The 13155-nt window shown below is 64.8% G+C and carries 15 protein-coding genes; 8 read left to right on the top strand and 7 right to left on the bottom strand.

Annotated elements, in window-relative coordinates; genetic code table 11:
- Window positions 1-9: 9 nt before the first annotated feature.
- Window positions 10-864, bottom strand: a complete 855-nt coding sequence (locus AWB65_RS04200) for an alpha/beta hydrolase (protein WP_087665934.1) — start codon at window positions 862-864, stop codon at window positions 10-12.
- 205 nt (window positions 865-1069) lie between these two features.
- Between AWB65_RS04200 and AWB65_RS04195 the strand changes: the two genes are divergently transcribed.
- The 4 genes from AWB65_RS04195 (at window position 1070) to AWB65_RS36250 (ending at window position 3005) form a co-directional block, all read left to right on the top strand.
- Entirely contained in the window at window positions 1070-2080 is a 1011-nt protein-coding gene (locus AWB65_RS04195; protein ID WP_087665933.1) for a LysR family transcriptional regulator, read from the top strand.
- 281 nt (window positions 2081-2361) lie between these two features.
- Entirely contained in the window at window positions 2362-2709 is a 348-nt protein-coding gene (locus tag AWB65_RS04190; RefSeq protein ID WP_087665932.1) for a DUF4148 domain-containing protein, read from the top strand.
- A gap of 21 nt (window positions 2710-2730) precedes the next feature.
- Window positions 2731-2868, top strand: a complete 138-nt coding sequence (locus tag AWB65_RS36255) for a hypothetical protein (RefSeq protein ID WP_159907523.1) — start codon at window positions 2731-2733, stop codon at window positions 2866-2868.
- Window positions 2856-3005, top strand: a complete 150-nt coding sequence (locus AWB65_RS36250; protein ID WP_159907519.1) for a hypothetical protein — start codon at window positions 2856-2858, stop codon at window positions 3003-3005. The genes AWB65_RS36255 and AWB65_RS36250 overlap by 13 nt, the downstream gene beginning before the upstream one ends.
- Window positions 3006-3009: 4 nt before the next feature.
- On the opposite strand, the gene AWB65_RS04185 is transcribed toward AWB65_RS36250, so the two are convergent.
- Window positions 3010-5532 (bottom strand): adenosylcobalamin-dependent ribonucleoside-diphosphate reductase, encoded by a 2523-nt coding sequence (locus AWB65_RS04185; protein WP_087665931.1) that lies wholly within the window; start codon window positions 5530-5532, stop codon window positions 3010-3012.
- Between the two features lie 222 nt (window positions 5533-5754).
- On the opposite strand from AWB65_RS04185, the gene mobB reads away from it, so the two are divergent.
- Window positions 5755-6264 (top strand): molybdopterin-guanine dinucleotide biosynthesis protein B, encoded by a 510-nt coding sequence (gene mobB, locus AWB65_RS04180; RefSeq protein ID WP_087665930.1) that lies wholly within the window; start codon window positions 5755-5757, stop codon window positions 6262-6264.
- Between the two features lie 12 nt (window positions 6265-6276).
- On the opposite strand, the gene AWB65_RS04175 is transcribed toward mobB, so the two are convergent.
- From AWB65_RS04175 to AWB65_RS04160, 4 genes are all read right to left on the bottom strand, one after another.
- Complete coding sequence (locus tag AWB65_RS04175; protein ID WP_087665929.1) at window positions 6277-6492, bottom strand: DUF2783 domain-containing protein; 216 nt, start codon at window positions 6490-6492, stop codon at window positions 6277-6279.
- A gap of 6 nt (window positions 6493-6498) precedes the next feature.
- The gene (locus AWB65_RS04170) at window positions 6499-8172 is read right to left on the bottom strand and encodes an FAD-dependent oxidoreductase (protein WP_087665928.1); all 1674 of its coding nucleotides are present in this window, start codon (window positions 8170-8172) and stop codon (window positions 6499-6501) included.
- 185 nt (window positions 8173-8357) lie between these two features.
- Window positions 8358-9140 carry an IclR family transcriptional regulator gene (locus tag AWB65_RS04165; RefSeq protein ID WP_087665927.1) on the bottom strand — a complete coding sequence of 261 codons (783 nt, stop codon included), beginning with the start codon at window positions 9138-9140 and terminating at the stop codon, window positions 8358-8360.
- A 43-nt stretch (window positions 9141-9183) separates the two neighbouring features.
- A complete protein-coding gene (locus tag AWB65_RS04160; RefSeq protein ID WP_087665926.1) occupies window positions 9184-9684 on the bottom strand; it encodes a cupin domain-containing protein in 501 nt (166 codons plus the stop codon).
- Window positions 9685-9779: 95 nt separating this feature from the next.
- On the opposite strand from AWB65_RS04160, the gene AWB65_RS04155 reads away from it, so the two are divergent.
- A complete protein-coding gene (locus tag AWB65_RS04155; protein WP_087665925.1) occupies window positions 9780-10520 on the top strand; it encodes an ABC transporter substrate-binding protein in 741 nt (246 codons plus the stop codon).
- 15 nt (window positions 10521-10535) lie between these two features.
- Window positions 10536-10967 (top strand): GNAT family N-acetyltransferase, encoded by a 432-nt coding sequence (locus AWB65_RS04150; protein ID WP_087665924.1) that lies wholly within the window; start codon window positions 10536-10538, stop codon window positions 10965-10967.
- 201 nt (window positions 10968-11168) lie between these two features.
- Here AWB65_RS04150 and AWB65_RS04145 read toward each other — a convergent pair whose 3' ends face one another.
- The gene (locus AWB65_RS04145) at window positions 11169-11858 is read right to left on the bottom strand and encodes a DJ-1/PfpI family protein (RefSeq protein WP_087665923.1); all 690 of its coding nucleotides are present in this window, start codon (window positions 11856-11858) and stop codon (window positions 11169-11171) included.
- A 63-nt stretch (window positions 11859-11921) separates the two neighbouring features.
- Here AWB65_RS04145 and AWB65_RS04140 point away from each other — a divergent pair, with 63 nt between their 5' ends.
- Complete coding sequence (locus AWB65_RS04140; RefSeq protein ID WP_327357227.1) at window positions 11922-12938, top strand: GlxA family transcriptional regulator; 1017 nt, start codon at window positions 11922-11924, stop codon at window positions 12936-12938.
- The last annotated feature ends 217 nt before the right edge of the window (window positions 12939-13155 follow it).

The raw sequence follows: 13155 nt of genomic DNA, 5'->3' as shown, positions 1-13155 counted from the left end.
GAACTCCGATTAGTCGTTGAGATTTTTATTGCCGCGCGCGCCGGACGGCCTGACGAGCGCGAGACGTTTTCTGAAAAAAGTGACGACATCCGCGAGCGCGCCCGGGTGCGTCGCGAGGCCCTTGTGCGACGCCTTGCAGTGACGCGTCACTTCTGTGGGGACGCCCGCGGCGATCAGCTCGCCCGCGTACTTTTCCGCCTCGATATGCAGCAGGTCGTGCTCGGCGCTCGCGATGAGCGCGGGCGGCAAGCCAGCCAGGCGCCGTGATTCGAGCGGCGCCGCATACGGATGCAGCCTTTGCGATGCGTTCGGCAGATACGCGCGGTACGAACGCGCGCATTCGCACATGCCCATGTCGGAGCCAGTGACCTTACGTTCGTCGGCAAGGCGCGTCATGCTGGGGTCGAGCAGCGGTGCAAGCAAGGCCTGCGCCGAAATCTCGATATCGCCCCGATCGCGAGCAATGGCGGCAAGGCAAGTCGCAAGATTGCCGCCTGCGTCGTGCCCCGCCACACCAATTCGGTGCGGGTCCGCGCGCTGTGCCCGTGCATTCGCGACCGCCCACTGTGCCGCGCGGTACGCGTCTTCGGGCGCGGCGGGAAACGGAAACGCCGGCGCGAGCGAATAATCGACCGAAATGACCCACGCCTGCGTGTCGCGGGCGATGGTCGCGGCGGCGATCTCGGCGTCGTCGAGCGTGCCGTGCGTAAAGCCGCCGCCATGAAAATAAAGGACAATCGGCAGGACGGTGCCGTCCGGCGCGGGGCGATAGCTGCGCAGCATGATTGGCTGCGAGTGTCCCGCGATACGGACTTCTTCGATGCAAAGCCTCGGAGCGAGCCCCTGATCCAGCGTTGTTGCCATGGTTATTGCGGCGTGTTCGCGCCATCCCACCTGAGTTGCGATGGAACGAATTCTGGTGCCCGCAGGTTTTTAGATAAATGCCTATAATCCGGCAACACAATTCGGTCGCACTGAACAATCGCGGCTCGTCATCCTTATTCACTTCTTAGCAGCGCGCTTAATTCCCTTTATTCCGCGCGGCTATAAGCAATTGACGGTGAGAGAAATGGATCGGCTACAGGCAATGCAGGTCTTTACACGAGTTGTCGACACCAACAGCTTTTCGCGCGCAGCGGACACGCTCAACCTGCCGCGCGCATCGGTGACGACGATCATTCAGAACCTCGAGGCTTTCCTTAACGTGCGGCTCCTGCAACGCACGACACGGCGCCTCAACCTCACGCCCGACGGCGCCGCGTATTACGAGCGGTGCGTGCGCATCCTCGCGGATATCGAGGAAACGGAGAGCTCGTTCGCGAGCAGCGCGAAAGGTCCGCGCGGCAAGCTGCGCGTCGATATGCCGGGCGCGATCGGACGCATGATCGTGATGCCCGCGATGTGCGAATTCCACTCGCGCTATCCGGATATCGAGCTGATGGTCGGCTTCGGCGACAAGCCCGTCGATCTGATCCAGGAAGGCGTCGATTGCGTGATTCGCGTGGGCACGCTGCAGGATTCGAGTCTCGTCGCGCGGCGTATCGGCGTGTTTCAGGGCCTGACCGCCGCGAGCCCTGGCTACATCGAACGCAATGGCGCACCGCAGACCATCGAAGATCTGGAGCAGCACACGGCCGTCAATTATTTTTCGAGCCGCACGGGCCGCGTGATCGACATGGACTTCGTTGTCGATGACAAAACGATCGAAGTGAAAATGCGGGGCGCGATCGCCGTGAACGATGCCGAGGCGTATCTGAGCTGCGGCGTGAAAGGCGCCGGCCTGATTCAGCCACCGCGTTTCATGGCGCTGCCGTATCTGCAATCGGGCGAACTCGTCGAGGTGCTGCCGCAGTGGAAGCCTTTGCCCATGCCGATTTCGGCGGTTTATCCGCATAACCGCCATCTGTCGCAGAAGGTGCGCGTGTTCGTCGACTGGGCGGCGGAGTTGTTCGAGCGCTGCCCGCTGCTGTCGGGTCAGGAAGACTCGGAAGGCCGCTGCCTGCCGACCAGCACGCCTGCTTCGATGGTCGTCAAGCGCGGCGTACCGGAAGTCGCGGGGACCGTCGATGTGGTTGCATAGCTAACGGTTCGCACGTTTAATGCGGGCGCTCTTTCGGGCGCCCGTTTCGTTTTAATTCCCTTCGTTATCCAAGCCTATTCGCTTTTATTCAGCGCGAATGGCTGTGCGCGATTCCCCGAATCGCCCGCTCCATAAGGCGTGCCGCGATTGTTCGTCGAAATCGATTAATCTTTTCGCCTCTTGCGCATTTATCCGCGGCCCTCGCTTGACTACATTTCGTCCTGTCGCAGCGTTCTCGATGACGCTGCTCTCACACAAGTTGCACCGACAGGAGCGTCATCATGAAAAGCCGACTGATCGCAGGTCTCTCGTTTGTCGCCATCTCCGCAGTCATTTCGACCACGGCGTTCGCCGACGGCGGCATCGGGCGTGCCGGCACGTATCAAGCGGACACGAACACCGTGCAAACCACGAAGACACGTGCGGAAGTGAAAGCGGAAATCGCCACCGCGTATTCGAATGGGACGTTGCCCAACCTGAATCGCAATTCATATCCGGACAAGAGCCTGACGGGTGTTGCGATTGCCGAACAGTCCGCACGGCGCGCCGCGCTTGCTGAACAGCGCAATCGCGAGATCGTCGAGTATGCGAACGGCTCGGCAACGCAAAGCGGCATTGCTGCACACTGAAGTTACAAGAGGGAATGCATCATGAACGACAACACACCACTCGAGCAGTTCTCTGCACTCGATGACTGGGCGCCCGCGCAACCGGTATGGCGTCCTTATGTGCCCAAAGCTGAAAGCACGACAGATAGTCAGGCAGGAGAAGCCGCGTGGGTGCGGTAATCGTCGCGGTGGTCTTCGTGATCGCGACGATCGCAGGGCCGCAAGTCGTTTCCGATGCAGCCCGCTCGCAAGTCGAGCGGGTCGTGTCGCAGACAGCTACACCCGCGACGAATACGGTCGCGAGCGCGTCCGATTAAGCCATCACCCGCAAGCGCCGATTTCCCCGCACGCCGTGCAAAAATCGCAGCCGTCCTTGCGGATCACCGCGTTGGCGCCGCACGTCGAGCACTTTTGGCCGTGCATGCGCATCAGCGAATGACCGTCGCCTGACGATGAATCGAGTTGCGTGAGGTCCTCTTCACCGGCAGTGTCGAGAACCGGCTGCGCCAACGTGGCATGACTGCGCTTTTGCGCCAACGTGCGCGACGGAACCTGATCGCCCTCGGCATCGAGGAAGCCGCGCCGGAAGAGAATCTGCTGGATCGCGTAAGCAAGCGCCGCGACTTCGGAATCGTGCCAGCGCGGACTGCGATGACCGTCGAGCCGCTCGACATCGCCGAGCCGCACCTGTCCGCGATCCCACGACACCTTGCGCATATCCTGCAGATTCCGCGCGACGAACCCGCCGCGCGCCGCGAGCGAAAGCGAACGCATCGTCGCCGTGATCCATTGCTGCGATTCGTCGCGCTGCCCGGTCGGAATGAAGAACTCGATCGGCCGCTCGATCGTCACGTCGTCGCCGCCGAGCCTTCCTGTCACCTCGATGAACGACACCGCCACGTAAAGCGACTTCTTGCCGGCCTGCGTCAGATACTCGACCTTCTCGATGATGGCGGGCAACTCGCCGCGCGGCCGATGATCGATTGCGATACGCAGCGGGTCCTGTTCGAGATCGGGATCGGGCGAATCGGCGGGCGTGGCTTCGGGCGTCACCGAAAGCACCGCGCCGAGCGTCTCGTTCGGCCGATACGTCGCGAGCCCTTTCAGCCCGCGCCGCCACGCTTCAAAATACAGATCCTGGAACGCGTCGAACGGATAATCGGCGGGGACGTTGACCGTCTTCGAGATCGACGTATCAACGAACGGCTGCACCGCCGCCATCATCTCGAGGTGATCGTGCGCGGACATTTCGAGCGCACTCACGAAGTAATCGGGCAGCGTCTTCACGTCGCCGCCGAGTTCGCGATACAGCCGGTACGCGTGATCCTCCACCGCGAACGACTGACGCCCGCCATCGGCCATGCGTTTCGTGCGCGTGTACGTCCACGAGAAGGCGGGCTCGATGCCGTTCGATGCGTTGTCCGCGAACGCGAGGCTCACGGTGCCCGTCGGCGCAATGGATAGCAGATGGCTGTTGCGGATGCCGCTCTTGCGAATATCTTCCTTGATGTCCTCGGGCAAGCGCGATGCGAACGTGCCGTCCTCCAGATACTGCTTCGCGTTGAAGAGCGGAAACGCACCGCGCTCGCGCGCGAGTTCCACCGACGCGCGATACGCCTCGTCGCGCATCGTGCGCGCGACGCGCGTCGCGAACTCGCGGCCTTCGGGTGCGTCGTAGCGGATGCCGAGCATCACGAGCGTATCGCCGAGACCCGTGAAGCCCACGCCGATGCGCCGCTTCGCCTGCGCTTCACGCGCCTGCTCGGGCAGCGGCCAGAGCGTGACGTCGAGCACGTCGTCGAGGAAACGCACCTGGATGCGCGTGGTCTTCGCGAGCGCGTCCCAGTCGAACGTCGGTGTGCCGCCGTGTCGTTGCGCGAACGGATCGCGCACGAAACGCGTGAGATTGAGCGGCCCGAGATTGCAGCAGCCGTAAGCGGGCAACGGCTGCTCGCCACAGGGATTCGTCGCGCGGATCGTTTCGATCGCGCGCAGGTTGTTGTCGTCGTTCATGCGCGACATGAATACGATGCCCGGCTCGGCCACGTCGTATGTCGAGCGCATGATCACGTCCCACACTTCACGCGCCCGCACCTCGCGATAGACCCACAGCCCGTCGTCGCGCTGACGCAGATCGGCCGATGCGCGCAGCGCGGGCGATGGTTCCGCGCGATGCACGAGCTCCCACGCGGCATCGTCGGCGACGGCCTGCATGAATTCGTCCGATACCGCCACCGACACGTTGAAGTTGTTCCAGCGCCCCTTGGTATGCTTGGCCGTGATGAATTCGAGCAGGTCGGGGTGCGTGCAATCGAGGATGCCCATTTGCGCGCCGCGCCGCGAACCGGCACTTTCGACGGTACGGCACGACGCATCGAATACGTCCATGTAGCTGCACGGCCCCGACGCCGAGGAACCCGTCGAATGCACGCGCGCGCCCTTCGGCCGGATCGCGGAGAAGTTATACCCGACACCGCCCCCGCGCCGCATCGTCTCGGCCGCTTGCAACAGCGCCACGTAGATGCCCGGCAAATTTGTTTCATCGACGCCCTGAATCGCATCGCCGACCGGTTGCACGAAGCAGTTGATGAGTGTCGCCTCGATGCCCGTGCCCGCCGCGCTCATGATGCGGCCGGCGCCCAGCGCACCGCGCCTGAAGTTGTCGACGAAATCGTTCTCGACCTTCTTTCTGAGCGCTTCCGGCTCGGCAAGCGACACGCCCCGCGCGACGCGCCGATAGATGTCCTCGATGCGGCTCTCGTCGCCCTTCGCGTACTTCTCGAGCATCACGTCGATGGAAAACTGTTGCGGTGCAACGGGGGTGCTGAGATTGTCTTCTGCCATGTCTGATCCTCTTGAAACACGCGGGCGCTTCAGCAAATGGGAAGCGCCCTTCCGAAAAGACGATCCCAGACGATAGCGCGATTGAGCGGGGCACGCCACGCGTCGGCTTGATTTTTGGAAGGGGATGCGGCCCCGGGATGGGTCAGGGCGTTCGGCTAAACTGCTGAAGTTTCACGAAGGCCCGCGCACCCGCACGGATTGCCCAATAAAACTCGAAACCGCATGAATTCATCGACGCCGATCTTCGGCATCTCCGGCCGCTCGGGACAGGGAAAAACCACGCTGATCGAAGCGTTGCTGCCGTGGTTTCGCGTGCGTGGCCTGATCGTGAATGTCGTCAAGCACAGCCACCATTCGATCCAGCTCGAACCGCCGCAGAAGGACAGCGCACGCTTTCGCGAGGCCGGCGCAGGTGAAGTGCTGGTCGCGTCGCCGTACCGCTACGCGATCATGCGCGAATTGCATGATGAGGGCGAACCGCCTTTGGCCGACCTCGTGAGCAGGATGTCGCCGGCGGATATCACGATCGTCGAGGGCTTTACGCGAGAGAAGCTGCCGCGCCTCGAAGTCGTGCGCACGGCAGTTTCGACCGAGCCGCTCTACAAGACCGATGCGGCGATCCTCGCGATCGCCTCCGACGACCCCGCATCAATCTCAACGACGCTGCCGGTGCTGCCACTGAACGACATCGACAGCATCGGCGCGTTCATCCTGAAGACGCTCGGCATGTAAGCTGGCCTTTGCTTACTGCGGCGCGGCGGCCTCGCCCGCGACGCCCTTGCGCGCAAGCGAAAGCGCCTCGTCGAGCACCTCGCTATCGCCGATGTGGTTCGCCAGCAGCAGCACGAGCTTGGCGTTCATCATCTGGCTCTGTTCGTCGGTGAGACCGTTGTGGGCATCGATCAGACGCTCATAAAAGCCGTCGTAGTCCGCGATATTCGTTTCGATAGTCAGTTTCATGGCCGTTCACCCGTTGCAGGTCGCGCGATTGATGGCTGCCGCGACCGCCGCGGCATCGAAAGCGCGCCAGCGCGCGCACACATGCTGGTCCGGACGCAGCAGATAGAACGTGCCGGGCTGCGCATCGAAGCGTTGCGCGACGATGCCTTCCGCGTCTTCGATCACCTGCATGCCTGGCGGCAGCGCTTCACTCGTAGCGCCGCGTGGCACGACGATCAAAGTGCGCATCGGAATTGGAGATCGTGCCAACGCCGACAACTGCTCTGCGTCAGCCGCCGATGCGCAGAAATAGACGCCCGTGAACACGCCGCCGCCCGTCTGCGCGAGAAACCACGCCGCCTCGCCCGCGACGCGCACCGGCGCATCCGTGCTCGTCGCGCCGGGCACCATCGCGCAGGAGAACGCGTCACCCGGACGATCGGCTGTGTTGAGCGGCGAATCGCGCAGCACGGCCGGCACCGAGAGGCGCCCGCTGTTCGCCATCCGCCGCGCGAACGGGCAGTCTTTCGCGAGCTTGAGCGTGGCGTCGCGGAAAAGACGCGAAACCGCGCTCTTCGGCGTGATGAAATCGGTCGCGCGGGTTGAATTGCGGATGTTTTCGTCGGCCGCGAATTCGCGCTCGGACGCGTAGGTGTCGAGCAAGGTCTGCGGCGCGTCGCCGTTCAGCACGAGGCGCAGCTTCCACGCGAGGTTGTCGGCATCCTGCACACCGCTGTTCGCGCCGCGCGCGCCGAACGGCGACACGCCATGCGCCGAATCGCCCGCGAACAGCACGCGGCCGTGGCGAAACTCGCCCATCCGCAAGCACGAGAACGTGTAGACGCTCACCCACTCCAGTTCGAATTCGACGTCCTCGCCGAGCAGCGCCTTCACGCGCGGAATCACGCGCTCGGGCGCTTTTTCCGCGACGGGATCGGCGTCCCAGCCGAGTTGGAAATCGATGCGCCATACATCGTCCGGCTGGCGGTGCAGCAGCACCGACTGGTTGCGGTGAAACGGCGGATCGAACCAGAACCAGCGCTCGGCGGGAAACGGCGCCTTCATCTTGACGTCGGCGATCAGGAAACGGTCCTTGAACGTACGGCCGTGGCTGTCGAGGCCGAGCGCCTTTCGCATCGGCGAGCGCGAGCCGTCGGCGGCAACGACGTATTGCGCGCGCAGCGGATACGCCCCATCCGGCGTTTCGACCTGCAATTCGACGTAATCGTCGTGCTGCGTCACGCCCGTGACGTTGCTTTTCCAGCGCATCTGCAGGTTGTCCGTGCGGCGCGCGCGCTCGGCCAGATAGCCCTCGACGTAATACTGCTGCAAGTTGATGAACGCGGGCCGCGCGTGGCCGGTTTCGGGCAGCAAATCGAACGTGTAGACGAGTTCGTCCTGCAAGAACACCTTGCCGACGCTCCAGCTCACGCCTTTCTCGACCATCGGCGCTCCGCAGCCCAGGCGATCGAAAATTTCGAGCGTACGCTTCGCGAAACAGATCGCGCGCGAGCCGTCGGAGAGCTTGTCGTCGTTGTCGACGAGCACCGTGCGCACGCCCTGCTGCGCCAGGTCGATCGCGGTCGCGAGCCCGACCGGCCCCGCTCCGACGACCACCACCGGGTAAAGCGCCGGCGTCGCGGCGTCGTGTTCGGCGGCTCGCTCATAGTCGAACCGCAGCGTTTGAAAGTCGATCTGCATGGCGTCTCCATCCTCATGTTCGATCAGGCGCGGTCAACGAATGCGTTAATCCATACCTGTTGATTACGCATTGTACAAATCATTCTTTATTGTTGAATCTGAGTTTACCCTAAGCACGCGGACGACCGACGTGCGAAGGCGCCGCGAAGCGGATTCGCGGAAAACGCACGCATCCAAGGGGAAGATTAGGCCGCGGAGAAGCCGAGGCGCGAGGAAACCCGTGCGGCGCACGCGCGCAAAGTGGCGGCGAGCGGGCCGTCCCAGGCGCCGTCGAAGGAACCGCTCGGGCCGATCGCGGTGATCGCGAGCACGATGGTGCGGGTGTGATCGAAGACCGGCGCGCTCATCGCGCTGATGCCGGCGACCGGTTCGTCGATGGTCCGCGCGATGCCGTGCTCGCGCACTTCGGCGAGCAGCGCGTCGATTTGCGCTCGGGTGAACTTGCGCCGCGCGGCGCCGATCTGCATGCCCCCCGCCTCCTCCACAGCCACGAGCGCATCGACGGTCAGTGGCGGCAGATAGGCTGCGAACGCCCGTCCGGTGGCGGTTTGCAAAAGCGACATCACGGTGCCGGTGCGCATCGTGACGTGAATCGGCACGGTCGCCTCGTTGATGTGGACGATCGTCGGGCCGTAGGTGCCGGCGGTCGCAAGCGCGACGGTGTGCTGGATCTGCCCGGCGATCTCGGTGATTTCGGGAATCGCGAGCCGCACGGGATCGACGCGTTGCAGGCTGATCAACCCCATTTGCAGCGCGAACGGGCCGAGTTCGTAGCGGCCGGTGGCGGCGTCCTGCTGGATCAGTCCGAGGTTGCCGTAGCTCACGAGATACGGGTGCGCCTTCGCCGACGACATTCCCGCTTTCTTCGCAAGATCGCCGAGCAGCATCGGGCCGCCGTGGTCCACGAGCGCGCGCAGGAGCGCGCCGCCTACTTCGATCGACTGAATCCCGCGCCGCGCTCCGGTCATCCGTGGCCCTTTTTTTGTTTTGAGAATGGGCGGGATGATACCGCTAAGCCAGCCGTTCGATCAGCGCGCGATGCTGCGGATGCGCCGCCGCGAGCGCATCCGCATCCGCCATCTCGAATTCGCTGAACTCGAAGCCGGGCGCGACCGTGCAGCCGACGAGCCCTACGCCAGCGGGCGCCGCGCACTCGGCCGCGAACCAGTCGCCTGCCGTGACCACCGCCTGGAACTCGGCGTCCGGATGCGTCAGCGCATTGCCGAGCCTGAGCGTGAAGAGCGCGCCGTGCGCATCGATGACATGGACGTCGATCGGCTCGCCCGCGTAGAAATGCCAGACCTCGTCGGACTGGATGCGGTGCCACGCGGAATGCGCGCCGTCGCAGAGCAGGAAGTAGATCGCCGTCGATGCCGAGCGCGTCTCTTCTGCGCCGTCACGCGTCACACGCGCCGTCGAGCGGTAGGTCTCGCGGAAATAGCCGCCCTCCGGATGCGGCTGCAAGCCGAAGCGGCGGATCAGTTCGTCTTTGTCGATGTCAGGCATTGGCATAGGGCGCGGCAAGGGAAGCCGCTATTCTGCATCGCGGTCACGCGGGGCGCATTTCTGTTAAATAATGTCCATCCCTCACCGACCGCGACTTCCTCATGACCCTCGATCCTTCCCTGCTGAACGCCTTCGCGCCCACGGGCAAGCTGCGCGCCTCGATCAACCTCGGCAATCCGCTGCTCGCCAACCGCAACGCCCCGACGGGCGAAGTCGGCGGCATTTCCGTCGATCTCGCGCGGGAGTTCGCGGCGCGCCTCGGCGTGGAAGCGGAACTCGTCGTGTTCGATACGGCGTCGAAATCGGTCGATGCCGTCACGACCGAAGCCGCCGACATCGGCTTTTTCGCGATCGATCCGGTGCGCGGCGCGGGTATCGCGTTCACGGCGCCTTACGTGCTGATCGAGGGCTTCTATCTCGTGCGCGACGATTCGCCCGTCCAGAGCAACGAGGACGTCGATCAGGAGACGAACCGCGTCGTCGTCGGCAAGGGCAGCGCGTACGACCTGTTTCTCACGCGCGAGCTGAAGCGCGCGCAGATCGTGCGGGCGGCATCGTCGCAGGCGGTAGTCGAGACGTTTCTCGCCGATGGCATCGAGGTGGCGGCGGGCGTGAAGCAGCAACTCGAAGCCGATAGCGCCGGCAAGCCCGGACTGCGGCTGCTGGGCGAGCGCTTCATGGTCATCCAGCAGGCGATGGGCACGCCGAAAAGCCGCGGCGAAGCGGCGGCGGCGCATCTAAAGGCGTTCGTCGAGGAGATGAAACGCGACGGGTTCGTCGCGGCGTCGCTGGCGCGGCATGGCGTGAAGGGCGCGTCGGTGGCGCCTGCCAGCGATCTCTGAGTTCTGCCGCACGCGATGAACGTCACGATCGAAGTCGCCGACTGGATCGACGAGGATTTTGCCGCAGACGTCAGCGGCGGCCTCGCGTCGTTCAATGCTGAGGCGCTTGGACCTTCGCGGCAGTTGGATTTGGCGGTGTCGGTTTTTGCAGACGATGAACTCGTCGGCGGGTTGGCAGGGTTCACCGCCTGGGACTGGCTATTCGTCAAATGGCTGTGGATTCGCGAGGACGCGCGCGGTCAGGGGCTTGCTGCGCGCGCGGTTGAAGCGGCGGAGCGGGAAGCGGTGAAACGCGGCTGCCGCGCCGCGTGGCTCGATACGCTGAATCCGGACGCCAAACGCCTCTACGAGCGATGCGGATTCGTCGTGTTCGGCCAATTGCCGGATTTTTTCGCGGGCAGCACGCGGTTTTTCATGCAGAAGCGGTTCGAGGTGGCGAGCACGTAGCGCGATGTGGCGCCGCGGTTCGCTTGGCTGACGCGGCTGCGCTTCCGGCGCTTCCGGCGCTTCCGGCGCTTCCGGCGCTTCCGGCGCTTCCGGCGCTTCCGGCGCTTCCGGCGCTTCCGGCACGGTGGCACATTCAGCCCAGTACCGCGCGTGTCGCCTCAGCGCGCCCGATGCGACCGCCCAAGAACCGCACGCGCTCCCTCACCGCCCCAGCCCGAGCCGCGCCGCCGCCCGCTCGACAATCTTCCCCCGCGCCGCCAGATTCGCCGCCGAGCGCTCCTTCAGCGTTTCTACGACTGCACGCGGCGCACTCTCCGGCGACCCCGCGTCGAACGGCGGCGCGGGCGCGTATTCGAGTTGGAGCTGAATCGCCTGCGCCTCCTCCGCGCCGACGAGTTCCTCAGCCAACGTCAACGCGAAGTCGATGCCCGCGGTGACCCCGCCGCCCGTCAGCAGATTGCCGTCGCGCACGACGCGTTCGCGCACGGGAATCGCGCCCAGATCGGCGAGCAGCGAGTGGTACGCCCAGTGCGTCGTCGCGCGCCGGCTGCGCAGGAGGCCCGCCGCGCCCAGCACGAGCGCGCCCGTGCACACCGATGTCACGAAACGCGCGCCGCGCGCCTGCGTCCGGATGAAGTCGAGCGTCTCATCGTCCTCCATCAGGGCGCCGACGCCCGAGCCGCCCGGAATGCAGATGACGTCGAGCGGCGGGCTGCCGTCGAACGTGGTGTCGGGCGTGAGCACCATCCCGCTCGACGATTCCAGCGCCTCACAGGTCTTCCAGACCAGATGGACAGCCGCGCCGGGGATTTGCGCGAAGACATCGTGCGGGCCGGTCAGGTCGAGTTGCTGGACGCGCGGGAACAACAGCAGGCCGATATGGAGCGTCATGACAGTTCCTTTTCGAGTTGAGGGGTGGACGGGGAAATCGTACGCCGCTACGCTATGGCGTGAATGACACTTAGCCCACGTTTCACGCCAACTGCCATGAATCAGCGAAATACGCGACGTATCGATGTGCTCGCCTTCGCCAACGTCCAGTTGCTCGACGTCGCCGGGCCGCTTCAGGCGTTCGCGTCGGCGAATGAGCTGGCCTGCGCGCGCGGCGATGCCCCGCCGTACTTGCCGCGCGTCGTCGCGGCGGGTGATGGCGGCACCGTATCGACCTCCGCCGGGCTCGGCCTCGTCGTGCATCCGCTGCCGGGCGAGGGCGAACCGTCCGATACGCTCATCGTCGCGGGCGGCTGGGGCGTGTACGAGGCGTCGCGCGATCCGGTGCTCGTCGCGTGGGTGCGCCAGCAGGCTTCGCTGGCGCGGCGCGTGGCGTCGGTGTGCACGGGTGCGTTCCTGCTCGCGGCGGCGGGCCTCCTCGACGAACGCCGCGCCGTCACGCACTGGACGCGCTGCGCCGAGCTTTCCGAGCGCTACCCCGCCGTGCGCGTCGAGCCAGATCCAATCTTCATCCGCGACGGCGATGTCTGGACCTCGGCGGGCGTGACGGCGGGCATCGACCTGGCGCTCGCGCTGATCGAAGACGATCTCGGCCGCGCGCTCGCGCTCGATGTCGCGCGACATCTGGTCGTGTTTCTCAAGCGCCCCGGCGGCCAGGCGCAGTTCAGCGCGGCGCTCTCGCTGCAAAAAGCGGGCGATCGATTCGGCGAACTGCACGCGTGGATCGTGGAGAATTTGTCGGCGGATTTGTCGCTGGGCGCGCTCGCGACGCGCGCCGGCATGAGCGAGCGCAGTTTCGTGCGCCACTATCACGCGCAGACCGGCCTCACGCCCGCGCGATCGATCGAACAACTGCGGCTCGAAGCGGCGCGGCGCCTGCTCGGCGATACGGCGCTGCCGGTCAAGCGGATCGCCGCGCGTTGCGGCTTCGGCTCCGAGGAAACGATGCGGCGCGGCTTCCTGCGCGCGCTCGGCGTGACACCGCAGGCTTACCGGGAGCGGTTCGCGTCGTTGTCATGATGCCGTGACCGTGCTCCATCGGTGTTCACGCGCCGTGCACCCGTGCACCTGCCGGGACCCCGGCGGCGGAAGGTAGTCCATCGAACCGATGGCACTCAACGCGTGCACCGACGACGGCTTCTCGGCAATCTGGCCTCCCGACCACCGCTCGCCAGAATTCCTCACTTATTGGCCGTTTTGCTTTTGCCCGGGCGCGGCCTTATTCTTCATACACAAT

Origin of the sequence: Caballeronia humi (assembly GCF_001544475.1) — a bacterium.
In the GTDB taxonomy this organism is placed as follows: Bacteria; Pseudomonadota; Gammaproteobacteria; order Burkholderiales; family Burkholderiaceae; genus Caballeronia; species Caballeronia humi.
This window is presented reverse-complemented; position numbering and strand designations above follow the sequence as displayed.